Source organism: Halovulum sp. GXIMD14794, from assembly GCF_054457455.1.
Map to the genome: position 1 here is coordinate 13,974 of NZ_JBTLNF010000013.1, position 14,827 is coordinate 28,800.

Annotated in this window: 14 protein-coding genes and 1 pseudogene; 6 read left to right on the forward strand and 9 right to left on the reverse strand. The window is 62.7% G+C overall.

Translation table 11 applies throughout. The features are described 5' to 3' along the window. Positions 1–2 precede the first annotated feature (2 nt). Both ACW9UR_RS24570 and ACW9UR_RS24575 read left to right on the forward strand, forming a co-directional pair. Positions 3–1,160 (forward strand): mandelate racemase/muconate lactonizing enzyme family protein, encoded by a 1,158-nt coding sequence (locus ACW9UR_RS24570; RefSeq protein WP_458919717.1) that lies wholly within the window; start codon positions 3–5, stop codon positions 1,158–1,160. Continuing rightward, the gene (locus ACW9UR_RS24575; protein ID WP_458919718.1) at positions 1,160–2,080 is read left to right on the forward strand and encodes a dihydrodipicolinate synthase family protein; all 921 of its coding nucleotides are present in this window, start codon (positions 1,160–1,162) and stop codon (positions 2,078–2,080) included. Before ACW9UR_RS24570 ends, ACW9UR_RS24575 begins: the two co-directional genes overlap by 1 nt. Before the next feature lie 168 nt (positions 2,081–2,248). Here the strand turns inward: ACW9UR_RS24575 and ACW9UR_RS24580 are convergent. Next, a pseudogene (locus ACW9UR_RS24580) lies at positions 2,249–2,479 on the reverse strand (transposase); the annotation flags it as partial. Positions 2,480–2,592: 113 nt separating this feature from the next. Between ACW9UR_RS24580 and ACW9UR_RS24585 the strand changes: the two are divergent. Then, positions 2,593–3,504, forward strand: a complete 912-nt coding sequence (locus ACW9UR_RS24585; protein WP_458919719.1) for a LysR substrate-binding domain-containing protein — start codon at positions 2,593–2,595, stop codon at positions 3,502–3,504. 156 nt (positions 3,505–3,660) lie between these two features. Here ACW9UR_RS24585 and ACW9UR_RS24590 read toward each other — a convergent pair whose 3' ends face one another. The 5 genes from ACW9UR_RS24590 to ACW9UR_RS24610 form a co-directional block, all read right to left on the reverse strand. Then, entirely contained in the window at positions 3,661–4,677 is a 1,017-nt protein-coding gene (locus ACW9UR_RS24590) for an ABC transporter ATP-binding protein (protein WP_458919720.1), read from the reverse strand. Then, a complete protein-coding gene (locus ACW9UR_RS24595) occupies positions 4,670–5,707 on the reverse strand; it encodes an ABC transporter ATP-binding protein (protein WP_458919721.1) in 1,038 nt (345 codons plus the stop codon). Before ACW9UR_RS24595 ends, ACW9UR_RS24590 begins: the two co-directional genes overlap by 8 nt. Beyond that, complete coding sequence (locus ACW9UR_RS24600; RefSeq protein ID WP_458919722.1) at positions 5,700–6,662, reverse strand: ABC transporter permease; 963 nt, start codon at positions 6,660–6,662, stop codon at positions 5,700–5,702. The genes ACW9UR_RS24595 and ACW9UR_RS24600 overlap by 8 nt, the downstream gene beginning before the upstream one ends. Further along, positions 6,659–7,630: an ABC transporter permease gene (locus ACW9UR_RS24605; protein WP_458919723.1), complete on the reverse strand. Its 972-nt coding sequence runs from the start codon at positions 7,628–7,630 to the stop codon at positions 6,659–6,661. The genes ACW9UR_RS24600 and ACW9UR_RS24605 overlap by 4 nt, the downstream gene beginning before the upstream one ends. Positions 7,631–7,698: 68 nt before the next feature. Continuing rightward, a complete protein-coding gene (locus ACW9UR_RS24610) occupies positions 7,699–9,288 on the reverse strand; it encodes an ABC transporter substrate-binding protein (protein ID WP_458919724.1) in 1,590 nt (529 codons plus the stop codon). A 171-nt stretch (positions 9,289–9,459) separates the two neighbouring features. Between ACW9UR_RS24610 and ACW9UR_RS24615 the strand changes: the two genes are divergently transcribed. Genes ACW9UR_RS24615 through ACW9UR_RS24625 form a run of 3 tightly spaced genes read left to right on the forward strand, consistent with a single transcriptional unit; the run spans position 9,460 to position 11,938 of the window. Then, positions 9,460–10,062 carry a nucleoside/nucleotide kinase family protein gene (locus tag ACW9UR_RS24615; protein ID WP_458919725.1) on the forward strand — a complete coding sequence of 201 codons (603 nt, stop codon included), beginning with the start codon at positions 9,460–9,462 and terminating at the stop codon, positions 10,060–10,062. Then, on the forward strand, positions 10,059–10,853 hold the full coding sequence (locus ACW9UR_RS24620; protein ID WP_458919726.1) for an inositol monophosphatase family protein: 795 nt from the start codon (positions 10,059–10,061) through the stop codon (positions 10,851–10,853). Before ACW9UR_RS24615 ends, ACW9UR_RS24620 begins: the two co-directional genes overlap by 4 nt. A 50-nt stretch (positions 10,854–10,903) precedes the next feature. Further along, positions 10,904–11,938: a LacI family DNA-binding transcriptional regulator gene (locus ACW9UR_RS24625; RefSeq protein ID WP_458919727.1), complete on the forward strand. Its 1,035-nt coding sequence runs from the start codon at positions 10,904–10,906 to the stop codon at positions 11,936–11,938. A gap of 5 nt (positions 11,939–11,943) precedes the next feature. On the opposite strand, the gene ACW9UR_RS24630 is transcribed toward ACW9UR_RS24625, so the two are convergent. Genes ACW9UR_RS24630 through ACW9UR_RS24640 form a run of 3 tightly spaced genes read right to left on the reverse strand, consistent with a single transcriptional unit; the run spans position 11,944 to position 14,815 of the window. Beyond that, positions 11,944–13,110 (reverse strand): Gfo/Idh/MocA family protein, encoded by a 1,167-nt coding sequence (locus ACW9UR_RS24630; RefSeq protein ID WP_458919728.1) that lies wholly within the window; start codon positions 13,108–13,110, stop codon positions 11,944–11,946. A 31-nt stretch (positions 13,111–13,141) separates the two neighbouring features. Continuing rightward, the gene (locus ACW9UR_RS24635) at positions 13,142–13,951 is read right to left on the reverse strand and encodes an SDR family oxidoreductase (protein WP_458919729.1); all 810 of its coding nucleotides are present in this window, start codon (positions 13,949–13,951) and stop codon (positions 13,142–13,144) included. A gap of 15 nt (positions 13,952–13,966) precedes the next feature. Further along, entirely contained in the window at positions 13,967–14,815 is an 849-nt protein-coding gene (locus ACW9UR_RS24640) for a sugar phosphate isomerase/epimerase family protein (protein WP_458919730.1), read from the reverse strand. Positions 14,816–14,827 lie beyond the last annotated feature (12 nt).

Consider the following 14,827-nt stretch of genomic DNA (forward strand, 5'->3'; position numbering starts at 1 on the left):
GAATGAAAATCACTCGCATCATCCCGCATGTCCTGTCCTACAGGATGGACGAGCCGCTGGGATCGTCGCAGAAGTACTTCACCGAGCGATCCAGCTTCCTTGTCGAAGTGGAGACAGACCAGGGTATTGTCGGTATCGGCGAGGGGTCCGGTGGTGGGGGTATGGCCCATGTTGCTGCCTCGTATTTAGAGAACGTGATTGCGCCACAGCTGATCGGGCGGACCCCGTTCGACTATGAAGTCCTGTGGCACGAAATACATTCTGGAACCCGCATCCTAGGGCGCTCTGGCATCTGCATGGCGGCTTATTCCGCAGTGGATATCGCCCTTTGGGATCTCATGGGCAAGGCGACAGACCGGCCGCTGCATTCTCTATTGGGCGGGCAGTTCCGACCGGACGTGCCGGCCTATGGATACGGCATGATGTTGCGCTGTTGCGACGACCTTTCGAAACGCTTCGCGGAAGAAGCCCAGACGATCGTAGCAGATGGATTTCAGACCCTGAAGATGAAGATCGGATTAGGTCCGAAGCGCGACATTGAACTGGTGGAGGCAGTGCGAGACGCCGTTGGGTCCGGGGTTGATGTCGCCGTGGATGCAAACCACTGCTACACGGTGAACGAGGCGGCCTTTGTCGGTCGCTCCCTGGGCGAGTTGGGAATCAAATGGTTCGAGGAACCCGTCGCGCCCGATGATCTTGTCGGGTATCGAAGACTTCGCGACACACTCAATGTTCCGATTGCGGGCGGAGAGTCACTTTTCACCCGATGGGAGATGCAAGGCCTTTTGGCCGGTGACTGTGTGGACATCCTGCAGCCTGAAATTTGCAGTCTCGGTGGCATCACCGAGTACTCCAAGGTTCTTTCATTGTCACACGCGCACTACGTGCCCGTTGTCAATCACTGTTGGGGCACCGCAGTTACCGTCGCGGCGAACTTGCACCTTCTGACGACGATCCCGCCATTGCCGGGCAGTCTGTATCCCGCCGAACCCATGCTTGAATTCGATACGACAAGCAACCGCTTCCGGGATCATTTGCTGGCTGAACCTCTGGACGTAGCAGGCCAAGTGGCCAAATTCGGTCGGGTAGCCCCACCTGCTGGCCCTGGTCTTGGGATCACCATCGACCGCGATTTCCTGAATGAATACAAGGTGAATTGATGGATCAACCCATTTGGAAGGGGATCTGGGCCATTCCGGTTGCCCCATTTGACAGAAATCTTGCTCTCGTCTGGGATGAAGTCGCTTCACAGGTCGACTTTGCAGTCGGAGCTGGCGCGCACGGTATCGTCGGGCCGATCATCGCCAGTGAAGTATATACGCTGTCCGACAGTGAACGGCGGCGTTACTTCGAAACGGTTGCGGACGCTCTGCGTGGGCGGTTGCCATTTATCGCCGGTGTGTCCGGCAACTCGGCGCCACATGCGCTGGAGTTGGCGGCAATGGCCCAAGAGGCGGGGGCGACGGGCCTGATCACCATGGCGCCAATGGTCGGAACCCGCAGCGCCGAGTCTGCGACCAAGTATTTCGAACGGTTTCTGAACGCGGTCTCGCTGCCCGTTGTGCTTCAGAACGCCCCGCCGCAATTTTCCCCTCCGATCCCGCTGGAGCGGTTGGCAACTATCGCCGCTGATCATCAGCACGTCGTCGGCATAAAGGAAGAGTCCGGTCGATCACCGCAGGGGATGGGACACCTGGTTAAGATGCTGAAACGCCCAGAAGTATCGGTTTTTGGCGGATTCGGGGGGCTGCATTTCTTGAATGAACTTGCGCGGGGCGTACGCGGTACCATGGTCGCGTGCGAATTTACCGACGTGATGGCCCGGGTTTTTGCCTGCCACGAAGCCGGCAATCTAGACGAGTGTCGTGAGGTCTTTGCAGCAGTACAGCCAGCCCTTGTCATGGAATCGGCCTACGGTATGGAATTCGCTAAACAATGCCTCAAGCGCCGAGGTGTTATCCGCAATACGTACAGTCGGGAGAGCTATCCGAAGATCGATGAGGTGGACGAAGCGTTGCTGGAAGGAATCTGGGCGAATATTTCACCGTATTTCCAATCAAACCAAGCAACTGCGTACTGACTTAGAGCGCGTTTGAGAAGGGGGATCCCCTCGGCTATGGCCGTGTGATTCATGAGGTGCCGACCCTCATTGTACCCGGATCGACACCTTGCCTTGCCGCCGCGCCTACCCCACCGATCTGACCGACGTCCAGTTGGCGGCGGACGTGCCCATGATCCCCGAGGCTCGCCCCGCCAGCCGCTTCTTGCCCGCCTCGAGGAACTCTTTCGACCAGCTATAATACAAGCTCGTCGCGATCCCCTCGCGTCGGGACAGCTCGGAAATGCTTACTTCGCCGCGCAGCCCTTCCAGCACAATCCGGACCTTCTCCTCGGCCGAGTGATGCTTCCTGGTGCGTCGCCGGATGTCTTTCTCGACCTTCTCGGCAGGCTCATTCCGTGTTTCGGGTTTCTGTCTCATCTCCACTCCTGGGTGGTTACGATGAGCCAGAATCCCTCCGATGCGAAATCAAATCAGAAGTCCCAAAGGTGCTGACGGGGAACATTCTGTTTAGAATATGAAAAAGGTTTAGCGTGCTCCCCGTTGAGAACATCGAGATCCGACATCTGCGCTACTTCCTCCGGGTCGCCGAGGAACTCCATTTCGGTCGCGCGGCGGAAATGCTCGGGGTATCGCAAGCCCCTCTGAGCCAACAGATCAGGCAACTGGAAGAGCGGATGGGCATCCGCCTCTTCGACCGAACGACACGTGCGGTTCGTCTGACGCCGGCAGGAAAGGTCCTCTACGACAAGGCACAGGAGGTTCTTACAGCGCTGGAAGGCGGCATACGATCAACGCAGGCTGCGGGCGGCCTGACGTCCGGCACCCTGAAAATCGGCGCCGTCTACGTTGCGGTGTTCACCTTCATGAGCGATGTGATCCGAACATTCCTCGAGAAGAACCCGAAGGTGCGCATGGACATGCAGATCCACACCACCGAAGAACAGCTGGCCCTGCTCAAGGATCGCAAGATCGACGTGGCCTTCGTCCGACCTCCGCGATCAGCCTCGGGCATCAGCTTCAGCGAGATCCACAGGGAGGGATTTGTCGCGGCTCTGCCAGCGAATTCAAAGATCGCAAACCGAACCAAGCTGACCCTCAGCGATCTTCGGGACGAGCCGTTCATCACCTATTCGTCGATCGTGGGGGTGAGCTACCAGGATGTAGTATTGCAACAGTGCAAGAAGGCCGGCTTCCGTCCGAATGTGGTGCAGGAAGTTAGCCATACCCATACCATCGTCACCATGGTTGCGGCAGGTCTCGGTGTCGGAATCGTGCCCGCCTGGGTGGAACTGACCCCCATGAAAGGGGTCGTGTATCGCCCCCTTTCGGAACTGCCGAAGGCCGTAGCGCTAGTCGTGGCTTGGCGGGAGGACAGCATCAACCCGTTCGTGAAACGGTTCGTGGACCAAACTGTGAGACAGACGGCCAGAGAAACGGTTTAGCTTTCCACTCAGCAACCTTGCGCACGCCCACGTTGGGTAGCGGATCAATTTGGGCACCGCAGCCAGCAACTAGTAAGCGCTATCGTTTCAGCTTCGTTGGCAGTACGGGAATCACACAATCAAATTAGGAACCTCACGGGCTGCCGCTATCGCACATTACCACCCGGTCCCGGCACCAGCGCTGCTTTCGCCCATCTCCCAAGGGAAATGGCAGCGCACGACACTATCGCCATTCCCTCTATCCGGAGGTGCCGCCTCTCTGCAAACTGGTTTGGCGTGTGCGCAGCGCGGGTGGAAGGGGCAGCCAGCCGGTGGGAAAATCGGGTTCGGCACCTCGCCCTCCAGGACGATCACGTCGCGATCCCGCAGTTTCGGGTCCGGCACCGGTACCGCCGACAACAGGGCCTGCGTATAGGGATGCCGCGGGTTCGAGAAAACGCTCTCGGTCGGACCCTCTTCGACGACATTTCCAAGGTACATCACGATCACGCGGTCCGAGATGTGACGCACCACCGACAGGTCGTGGGCGATGAACAGATAGGCCAGCCCCAGCTTCTGCTGGAGGTCCTTGAGCAGGTTGACCACCTGCGCCTGTACCGAGACATCGAGCGCCGAGACGGCCTCGTCGCAAATGATAACTTCGGGCTCCAACGCCAGCGCACGGGCTATGCCGATACGCTGACGCTGGCCGCCCGAGAACTGGTGGGGGTGCCTGTCGGCGTCGGAGGGATTGAGCCCCACCAGTCTCAGCAGCTCTGAAATCCGCGCCTCCCGTCGATCGGGGGGGACGATATCGGGGAAGACCTGCCACGGCTCGGACAGGATTCGCCGAACCGTGAACCTAGGATCTAGAGAGCTGTAGGGATCCTGGAAAACGACCTGGATGTGTCGCCGCAACCGCTGCATATCCGCCTTGGGCAGGTCCAGGATATTGCGGCCGTGGTAGAGAACCTCGCCGCCCGACGGCTCGGTCAGACGCAGGACAGTGCGCGCAAGGCTGGACTTTCCGCAGCCGGACTCGCCGACCAGGCCGACGGTTTCACCGCGTCGCAAGGCAAAGCTGACGTCGCGGACCGCCGAGAGCTTGCGGACCTGGCCCCCGAACAGCCCGACCTTGCCCAGCGCGTAATCCTTGCGCACGTTGCGGACCTCGAACACCGGAGCCTCAGACATCGGCGGCCTCTCCTGTTAGGTGGCAGGCGGCGCTCTGCGCCCCCGAAACGGTGCGAAGCGCGGGGCGCTCGCCAAGACAGCGCTCGATTCGCTGCGTGCAGCGCGGGTGAAAGGCGCAACCTTTCGGCATCCGCCCCGCCGCCGGAGGCGTGCCGCCAATCGCGTGCAAAGTGCCGGCGGCGCCGTCAATGCGCGGCATCGAGCGGATCAGGCCGCGCGTATACGGATGCGCCGGCGCGTCGAACAGATCCGTAACCGGGCCGCGCTCGACGATACGCCCGGCATACATGACCATGGCCCGATCGACGACCTCGGCCACGACGCCAAGATCATGGGTGATCAGCACCAGCGCCATGCCATCCTCGCGCTGCAGTTCGGACAGAAGGGTCATGATCTGCCGCTGGACGGTCACGTCCAGCGCGGTGGTCGGCTCGTCCGCGATCAGGATCTTCGGGTTCAGCGCCAGCGCGGTCGCAATCATCACCCGCTGGCACATGCCGCCCGAAAACTCGTGCGGATAACTGCCTACACGGGACTTCGCGGAAGGAATCCGGACCCGATCCATCAGTTCGACCGCCTTGCGCTCGGCCTCGGCCTGAGAGCAGTTGCGGCGCAGGCGGTACACTTCGGAAATCTGCGTGCCGATGGTTAGGCTCGGGTTCAGTGCGCTCATAGCGTCCTGGAAGATCATCGCGATCTTCTCGCCTCGCAGTTGGCGGCGCGCTCGCTCGGGCATCCGCAAGATGTCCTGTCCCTGGAACAGCACCTCGCCCGAAACGCGGCCCGGCGGGCTCTTGACCAGCCCCATGATCGCCTCAAGGCCGACGCTCTTGCCAGAGCCACTTTCGCCGATGATGCCGAGGGTCTCGCCCGGGGCAAGGTCCCAGCTGACGCCGCCGACCGCCAAGACGATGCCGTGAGGCGTGTCGAAGCTGACGCGCAGGTCGCGTACGCCCAGCAGAGGCACGGCGTCGGCATCTGCGGTTTCGGATGGCTTCATCGCCCGCATCTTTTCCCCCTGATCAGTCATCTTCGTCGATCCGGCCCTTGCGGCGCGGTGGCGTCAGCCATCGCCACCGCTGAACGGGATCGGTGATCCCTCTCGCCCAGGCCGCGACCAGGTTCAGCGCAAGTGCGGTCAGGAAGATTGCCGCGCCTGGCATCACCACCAGCCACCAGGCCGAACCGATATACTCGCGCCCGCGGGCGATCATCAGGCCCCACGAGGATTGCGGCGGCTGCACCCCGAAGCCGAGGAAGGACAGCGACGCCTCGGACAGGATCAGCACCGCGATCTCGAGGGTGAACAGCACAATCAGCGGCGAGATCATGTTCGGCAACAGGTGCGTCAGGATGATCCGCGCGTCGCTGCTGCCGATCGCGCGCGCCGCGGTGACATAAGTGTTCTGCTGGTAGCTGAGCGTCAGCGAGCGGGCCATGCGCGCGAAGACCATCCAATGCAGCAGGGTGAAGATCAGGATCAGGTTGGTAAATCCCGGGCCGATCACGAAGAGGATGAAGAGCGCGATCAGCAGCGACGGAAGAGCCAGCATGCCGTCCACCGCGCGCATCAGCAGGTCCTCCAGCAAGCCGCGGTAGAAGCCGGCCAGCACGCCCAACGTGATACCGACAATCCCCGAGCAGATGGCGCCGAGCAGACCGATGGACATCGAAACCCGCGCACCGTGCATCAGCCGGGTGAACAGGTCGCGACCCAGTTCGTCCGTGCCGAGGAGGTGGAACCCGCCATCGCTGGCGGTCCCAAGCGGCGGCACGAAGCGCGCCCGCAGGTTGGCACGGTCTGGGTCGTAAGGCTGCAACAGGTCAGCGCCCAGCGCAGCTGCCAGCAGCAGGCCTAGGAAGATCGCCGAGGCGAAGGCTACCCGGTCGCGGACCAGCGCACTCAGGTAGTTGCGCGGCGTGATCGCCGCAGCGCGGTCGTGTGCATCGGTCTCGGGCATCGGGGCGGTATCCACGGCAGTCATGCGCGGCCTCCCCGGCCATCGAGCCGGATACGCGGGTTCAGCACGGTGTAGGCGATGTCGACCGCGAGATTCACCAGGATCACCAGCGCCGCGACGACGAAGATCCCAGCCTGCACCATCGGCAGGTCGCGGCGGCCCAGCGAGTCGATAAGCAACAGGCCGACTCCGGGCCAAGCGAAGACCGTCTCGACCAGCATGGCGCCGGTCAGCAGTTGCGAAAGCTCGTCTCCGGTAATCGTCACGATCGGGATCGAGGCGTTCTTGAGCGCGTGGACGAACACCACCCGCCACTCCGGCACGCCCTTTGCCCGGGCCGCTGCGATATAGGGTTTCGACAGCTCGTCCAGCATGGCGCTGCGCACAACCTGCGAGATCCGGCCAAGCGGCCGCGCCGCCAGTGTCAACGCCGGCAGGACCAGGTGCTGCCACGAGCCGTAGCCGCCCGTGGGAAGCAGCCCGAGCTGCACGCTGAACAGGATGATCAACAACAGGCCAAGCCAGAACTGAACCACCGACACCGCCGCCAGCGAGACGACGTTCACGAGGTTGTCGATCCAGCTGCGCGGGTACATTGCCGCGAGGCAGCCGAGCACGACGGCCAGCGAGAACGCCACCCCTAGCGCCGTTCCCGCCAGCAGGAAGGTCGCCGGCAGCCGCTCGAGCACCACTGGCAGCACCGGTGTCCCTGCTCCGCGCAGGGCGTCGGACGGCATCATCGAAAAACCGTAGCGGAAACTGACACCGAAATCGCCGCGCAGCAGATCGCCGAGGAAGACCAGGTACTGCTGCCAGATCGGCTGATCCAGCCCCAGGTTCTCCCGCAGTTGCTGCAAAGCAGTTTCGCTGGCATTCACCCCCAGCATGATCAGCGCCGGATCCCCGATGATCCGGCCGACGACAAAGACGAACGAGACGAGAACGAACAGCAGCATCAGCGACTGCATCGACCGTCTGAGAATGAATGGCATCTGGCAGCACCCCGGCTGGATTCAGGGAAAGCGCGGACCGATCAGCGGCCCGCGCAGATCATGTGCCGTCACTTCACCGGCGCGACATTGACCGCCAGGAAACGGTGGTCGACGCCGAAGGTAAAGTCATAGCCGTCAGCGATCAGGTATCCTTTGTCGAGCAGCGCGAGCGGGATGATCGGATATTGATCGTGAAGGAAGCCGACCAGTTCCTGGAGCGCCATGTCGCGATCCTCGCCGGATAGCGTCAGCGCCTCGGCCAGCTTCGCATCGAAGTCAGGGTTGCAATAGACCGAGGACCGTGAAGCGCCTGACGGATCGTCGATATCCGGGCAGGCGTAGTTGCCCAGCAGGTTCGTCCCGAACTCGCCCGAGGCGTTCTGCTTCACGTGTACCTGCATCATCGCGCGGGGCGCTTCCTCGGCATAGCCGGCGATCCGGACGCGCGGATTGAAGACATCCGGCAGTTGGACGTTGATCTGCGTATTCACGCCGACATCCTGAAGGAAGAAGCCGATCACCTCGGTCACGGATCCGATCCTCGGTGTCGTGTTGCGCCCCACGACCTCGACCACGAGACCGTCGACATCGACACCATCGGCGCGCGCCTCGTCCAGCAGTTGCCGGGACCGGTCGGGATCGTAGGCATATTGCGACAGCGCATCGTCATAGCCGAGCATGTCGGGCGTACCCAGCTGCCCTTGCGGCACCGAGGCGAGTCCGATCAGGTCGGCGATGCCTTCGTAGTCGAGCGCATGGAAGATCGCCTGTCGCACCCGCATGTCCTCAAGGGCCGGATGCGCGTGAAGCGACTGGTCCAGCCGACCGTAGAGATAGGCGTCCGAAGGCCCGGTGATACACGAGTACCCGTCGTTGTCGCTGGCGGCGGCGCAGTCCTCGGGCGACGGATTGGTTGCAAGGTGCGCCTCTCCGGTGCGGACCATGGCATTGCGCGCCGAACCTTCGGGGCGGAACACGAAACGCAAGGTCTCGAACGCAGGCGCGGTCGTGCCATAGGCGTCATCGGCGCTCAGCCCCCACCAGTCGGGATTGGCTTTCGCCGTCCAGTACTGGCCGCGCTGCCATTCGACAAAACTGTAGGGGCCGGTGCCGATCGGATTGCCGAAATGCGCCGCCGGATCCTCGGCGATCTGTTTGGCAGAGGAAATCCCGGTCAATGTCAGGCGGAACTCCAGCATCGGATCCGGTTCGGTCGAGGTCACCTCGACCTCAAGCGGGCCGGTGGCCGTGGCGCTGATGACGCCGGGGCCGGCATATTCCTGGATTGTGAAGGCGCTTTCAGGATTCCACACGAAGGACACGGCCATCGCTACGGCTTCGGCGGTCATCTCGGTGCCCTCATGGAAGGTCACGCCCTCACGCAGGGTCAGGCGGACGGTCTTGTCGTCAACCCGCTCCCAGCCCGTGGCGAGAACGGGGATGTATTCGCCGCTTGCCGGGTCCGTCGAGATCAGCGGCTCGAGTACATTGCGCAGACCGGGTGCGTTGATTTCCTTGTAGGCGCCTTGCGCGGCCAGGTCCTGCGGTTCCTGATGGACCGCGACCACGAACTCTCCATCCGGCGCCGCCAATGCGGCCTGCGCCCCCAATTGCGCGACAGTGAGCGCCAGCACCGAAACACCAAGACCGATCTTCATTTCCGTCCTCCCATATGTCCGGCAGACGCCGTTTGATTGCGATCAGGCTACGGCTGAGTCGGAGTTTTTGCAAGCCCTTGCAAATATAATTCCGCCGAGCTAGGTTTTTGGAGACTTTAAATAAAGGTAATTGCGGAGCCTTCTCCGCAGAAAATGCAAGGGAACGCAAGTATGAGTGACGGATTGATCATCGCCGTCTGTGGAGATTCGGGAGCCGGGAAATCCACTACGACCGGCCTGCTTCGCGACGCAGGTTTCGCCCCCTACTCGCTGTCCGCCTTCCTGCGCAGCGAGGCCGAGGCCGCTTTCGACACCCCCAGCCGCGCACAGGTGCAAAGCCATGGCAAGGCGCAACAGGAGCGTCACGGCAACCACTACTATGCCGATGTCCTTCTGCGAGAGACCGACCTGATGCAGCAACGCCGGGCCGTAATCGACGGACTTCGCAACCTGGACGAGCTGGCACATCTGCGTGCATCGGCCTCCGAGCACGGCTTGCGCCTCGTGCTGCTTGCGCTGGTGCTCGACACCGAAAGGCGGTTCCAGCGGGTTCAGGGTCGTGCCCGCGCCGGCGATCCGGGTGAACTGGACCGCTTTCGCCGGGACGATGCGCGGGCCAACGGCGGCGACGGTATCTTCCAGAACAATGCCGAGTTGATCGCCTCGGCCGACATGCGGATCGAGAATACCGGCGGTCTCGACACGCTGCGCGCCAATCTGCAAGCTGTGCTGGAACAGGCGGGCGCCATGCCCGCCGGGCAGGCGGCACCATGAACATCGCCCCGACCACTTCTGATCTGGACCGGCGTCACCATGTTGCCTGCACCATCGTGCGTGAGGCAGGCGGCGTCGCCCTGGCGGCGTTTCGCGACCGTGGCTCGCTGTCGGTCCGGACCAAGGGCACCCAAGACTGGGTAACCAACGTGGACATCGAGGTCGAGGCACTGATCCGGCGCAGACTGTCCGAAGCATTCCCGGACGACGCCATCGTTGGCGAGGAAACCGAACATGACCCGGCGACCGGCAACACTGCCTGGGTGATCGACCCGGTGGATGGGACGACCTGCTTCATGCTCGGCCTGCCGCAATGGTGCGTGGTCCTCACCTATACCGTCGATGCGATCCCCGTGGTCTCGGCGATCCATGCCCCGGTAACGGACGAATTGTTCAGCGCAATCGGCGGTGGCGGAGCGTTCTTGAACGGCACTCCGATGCAGGTCGCCGAGGCCGACACCATCGGCGACGGGCTGATCGCCGTCGGTGCAAACCGGGACGGCGCTCCGGCCAGATCTGCCGAGTTCATCGACCACCTGGTGGCGGAGGGCGGCATGTACATCCGCATCGGCGCCTGCGCCCTCGCGTTGAGTTATGTCGCTTCCGGGCGGCTTCTGGCCGCGTTCGAGCCAAAAGTATCCCCCTGGGACGACCTTGCCGGAATGCTGCTTGTGCGCGAAGCCGGTGGGCGGACCAACGAGTTCGCGCCGAGCCTGGCATCGGACCGCAAACGCCCGGTACTGGCCTCCTGTCCCCGCCTATGGGAGACAGTGCTTCCCCTCTATAGCTGAAACGGGCCACAGCCCCGCACCGCCAACCATCACTTCGGACGATAGCATCGATGGACGAGACCTCGACACAAGGCGCAAGCCGCATCACCGCGATGGACGTCGCCCGCGAAGCCGGGGTTTCGATGTCCGCCGTCTCGCGTGTGTTCACGCCGGGGGCGAGCGTCTCGGCCAAGATGCGGGTCCGGGTGATGGCGGCGGCGGACAAGCTGGGCTACCAGCCAAACGTGCTGGCCCGCAGCCTGATGACCCAGCGCACCAACCTGGTCGGCGTGATCCTCGCCAACTACAAGAACCCCGTCTACCTGACCGTGCTGGACCATTTCACTCAGGCACTTCAGGCGCGTGGGCTGCGGACATTGCTGCTGAACGTGTCCGACGGCCAGGATCTCGAAGACATGGCCCGGCTGGTGCTTCAGTACAGCGTCGACGGGCTGGTCGTATCGGCCGGATCGATCTCGCCTTTCATTACCGAGCAATGCCTCAAGCGCCGGATTCCGCTGGTCGCCTTCGCCAGGCGCCCCCGGCGAGCGAAGCTGCATGTGGTTTGTGCGGACAATGTCGCGGGCGGCCATGTCGCCGGAAGCAGGTTGCTGGCCTCGCCGCACCGGAAGTTCGGTTTCCTTGCCGGCCCGCAAAAAGCCTCCACGACGATCGAACGCGGCAAGGGGTTCCGCGCCGAGATCGAGGAAGCAGGGCACCGGGTGATCGCGACGGCCCATGCACGGGAGTATTCCTATGACGCAGGGACCGACAGCGCGCGGGAACTGCTGTCCGGCCCCGAGCGGCCCGATGCCGTCTTCTGCGCAAACGACCTTCTTGCCATGGCACTGATGGACGTCGCTCGGTACGAGCACGGGATGGTGCTGCCGGACGAGTTGTCGGTCATCGGCTTCGATGACGTGAACCTCGCATCCGCTGCGTCCTACCGGCTGAGCACCATCCGCCAACCATTGCAAAGCATGGTGCAGGAAACCGTCGACATCCTCAGCCAACGCATCAACAACTGGAGCGACGACTGGGAGACACGACAACTTGCGTGCACCCCGGTCGACCGGGCCTCGATTGCGCCGCCGGTTTCAGTCTAAACTATTCAACCGGCGTCAACTTGCACCCACCCATTGCTGGTCGATGACATTAAGATCGCTGCGATTACCCTCTGGTTTCTAAAACCGGCGGCAAATCCGAACGGCTCGTCCCGCTGCCCGGCGAGCGCGCGGCTGAACTCTAGTATCTCGATCGCCTTGAGATCGTTGAAGCCGATCTGGTGACCGGGCGCCATACAGAACGCACCGTAGGGCGGATGATCCGGCCCCGCTTCGATCCTCCGGAAGCCGCGCCGCCCGGCGCTATCCGCACCTACATACAGCTGCAACTCGTTCAGCCGTTCCTGGCTGAAGCGGAGCGCGCCTTTAGATCCGAACACCTCAAAATCATGCTGCATGGTGCGCCCGCTGGCGAGCCAGTTGGCCTCGAGCGTACCTGTCACGCCGCTTTCGAACTCCACAAGCGCGTGGGTCACGTCGTCGACTTCCACCACCCGCATACCCCCCGCACCATCAGGGCGCTCCCGGTGCACGGTCCTGGCCCGCCCGGCGACGGCTGCGATAGGTCCCAACAGTAGCTCCGCTGTCGCGATGGCGTGACTGCCGATGTCGGCGAGAGCGCCGCCACCGACCGGATCGTGGCGGAAGGTCCAGGGTGATGCGGGATCGGCCATGTAATCCTCGGCATGGACGCCCCGGTAGGAATAGATCTCGCCGATCTCACCGCTGCCGATGATCTCTTTCGCAGCACGGATCATCGGGTTTGCGAGGTAGTTGAACCCCACTTGGGTCAGTACGCCTGCTTGCTTCGCCGCCTCGGCCATGAGCCGCGCATCATCCGCAGTGGGGGCCAGCGGCTTCTCGCAATAGATGTGTTTGCCCGCCCTCGCGGCGGCGATAGCGATCTCGCGGTGAAATCGGTTTGGCGCCGCGATGTCGACAATATCGATCTGCGGATCTGCGACCAGTTCGCGCCAATCCCCGGTGGCGCGCGCGAAACCGAACTTCCTACGTGCCCGTTCGGCCAGGTCAGGCGACGCCTCGGCCACCATGTCCAACTCGAACCAAACCGGCAGATCGAATACCCGCGCGGCGGTTCCGAAACCAATGCAATGCGCCTTGCCCATGAAGCCTGCGCCGATCAGCCCGACCCGCATCGTAAGGGGCCGCGCCGACAGCGCTTCGTTCGGCGCTTTTTCTAACCGGTTCAACATCTTATCAAATCCTTGCGCTCGAAAAGTTCCGTCATATCGGCACTGCCGGAACCGGAGGCGCCTCATAGCCTCCCCAGACCGACTGATCGAAGTTGACCACCTCGCCGGTCATTAATCCGGACTCGTCGCTGGCCAGAAAGGCCGCGACCCGCGCGACCTCTGCCGGATCGATCAGACGTCCGAAAGGCTGCGCCTTCGCTGCCCATTCCAGCCAGTTGTCCTCGGCATCGTGATAAGCCTGCTGAATGCGGTGCTCGCCCTCGCTCGCCATCCAGCCGATGTTGATCCCGTTCACCCGGATCCGGTCAGGCAGCAGCGCAAAGCCGGTGTTGCGGGTCAGTGTCGCCAGCCCACCCTTGGACGCGCAGTAGGCCGAGACATAGGGCTGCCCCGCCAACGACGACATCGAGACGATGTTCACCATCGTCCCCTGCACCCCGGCCTTGCGCATCAGGGCGACCGCGCCTTGCATCAGGTAGAACGGCGCCCGCAGGTTCACTGCCATGATCCGATCGAACAAATCCGGCGAAGTGTCCATCAGCGTGCCACGGTCCGAAATTGCGGCGGCGTTGACCAAAGTATCCACCCGACCAAAGGCCTGTTCGGCCGTCTGCACGATCTTCCTGCAATCGTCGAGCGAGGCCAGATCAGCCGCGACGTACCGCACATCGCAACAGTACGTCTTGCGGATTTCCTCGGCGACCTGTTCTCCGTTTTCGTGGTTGCGCCCGCAGGTGACCAGCCCCACCGCTCCGCGCTCGGCGAAGAGGCGGGCGATAGCCGCGCCCAACCCCTGGGTACTGCCGGTGACGATCGCCACCTTGTTCTTCATCGATCCCATGTCCGGCTCCCGACGTTACAGAAACTCACGCGCACTGATCAGGGACAGTGCTGCCGCCGCCGCGGGCGTGCGCCGTCTCTGCTCGTGAGAAATGACCTCGACGCCCCACAGACCGTCGTAGCCCGTCGCCTTCACCGCCTTCACGAAACCCGCGACGTCCAGCTGTCCTTCACCGCAAAGGCGGCGATTGTTGATCGTGTCGAACTTGAGGTCCGGTTCCGCTTCGGTCAGCGCATCGCATAGCTCGATATATCCGATGGTTTCGGGCGGAATTCCCGCAATATCCGCGAAATCCGTTCCAGCCCGAGCGACATGCCAGATGTCCATCAGTACACCGCCATTCGAGGCGCCCGCTTCCGCGACCAGTCGCGAAGCGATATGGATGTCATGGACATTCGACCAAGGCATGCACTCGATCACGATACGCGTGCCGACGGCAGCTGCATCGTCACAAAGCCCACGGAAGCTGGCTACGAGGACATCCCAGGGGCAATCCCTCGCGAACTGATCCCCCGCGACCTTGATGTGGCATGCGCCGATTTCCGACGCGATATCCAGCAACGTCCGGCGCACTTCGTCCGAGGCTTCACGCCGCGCACCGGCCGCGTGCCAGTCGACGATGCACTCCAACTCGAGCAGCGGAAGACCCGCCGCGTCGAGAACATCCCGCATCTCCCGTACCGAAACCTTTTCGCGAAGCGAAAGCAGATCCGGATATGAAAGGCCCATCCCCCAATACCCGGCCTCCGCTGCGGCCATTGCCCGAGCAGAAAGATCTTCTGGGCTCGCCTCCTTTGCGGGCTCGGCGAAGGGCACGGCGTCCCCTGCGAGCGTGAAGTAACTCGCGATCATCTGGCTGCCCACGGTCTGATCTCT

What these genes read in the sequence shown, in the direction of transcription:
- ACW9UR_RS24570 (WP_458919717.1), top strand. Translation starts at nt 3, where the DNA reads ATGAAAATCACTCGCATCATCCCGCATGTCCTGTCCTACAGGATGGAC.
- ACW9UR_RS24575 (WP_458919718.1), top strand. Translation starts at nt 1,160, where the DNA reads ATGGATCAACCCATTTGGAAGGGGATCTGGGCCATTCCGGTTGCCCCA.
- ACW9UR_RS24590 (WP_458919720.1), bottom strand. Translation starts at nt 4,677, where the DNA reads ATGTCTGAGGCTCCGGTGTTCGAGGTCCGCAACGTGCGCAAGGATTAC.
- ACW9UR_RS24595 (WP_458919721.1), bottom strand. Translation starts at nt 5,707, where the DNA reads ATGACTGATCAGGGGGAAAAGATGCGGGCGATGAAGCCATCCGAAACC.
- ACW9UR_RS24600 (WP_458919722.1), bottom strand. Translation starts at nt 6,662, where the DNA reads ATGACTGCCGTGGATACCGCCCCGATGCCCGAGACCGATGCACACGAC.
- ACW9UR_RS24605 (WP_458919723.1), bottom strand. Translation starts at nt 7,630, where the DNA reads ATGCCATTCATTCTCAGACGGTCGATGCAGTCGCTGATGCTGCTGTTC.
- ACW9UR_RS24610 (WP_458919724.1), bottom strand. Translation starts at nt 9,288, where the DNA reads ATGAAGATCGGTCTTGGTGTTTCGGTGCTGGCGCTCACTGTCGCGCAA.
- ACW9UR_RS24615 (WP_458919725.1), top strand. Translation starts at nt 9,460, where the DNA reads ATGAGTGACGGATTGATCATCGCCGTCTGTGGAGATTCGGGAGCCGGG.
- ACW9UR_RS24620 (WP_458919726.1), top strand. Translation starts at nt 10,059, where the DNA reads ATGAACATCGCCCCGACCACTTCTGATCTGGACCGGCGTCACCATGTT.
- ACW9UR_RS24625 (WP_458919727.1), top strand. Translation starts at nt 10,904, where the DNA reads ATGGACGAGACCTCGACACAAGGCGCAAGCCGCATCACCGCGATGGAC.
- ACW9UR_RS24630 (WP_458919728.1), bottom strand. Translation starts at nt 13,110, where the DNA reads ATGTTGAACCGGTTAGAAAAAGCGCCGAACGAAGCGCTGTCGGCGCGG.
- ACW9UR_RS24635 (WP_458919729.1), bottom strand. Translation starts at nt 13,951, where the DNA reads ATGGGATCGATGAAGAACAAGGTGGCGATCGTCACCGGCAGTACCCAG.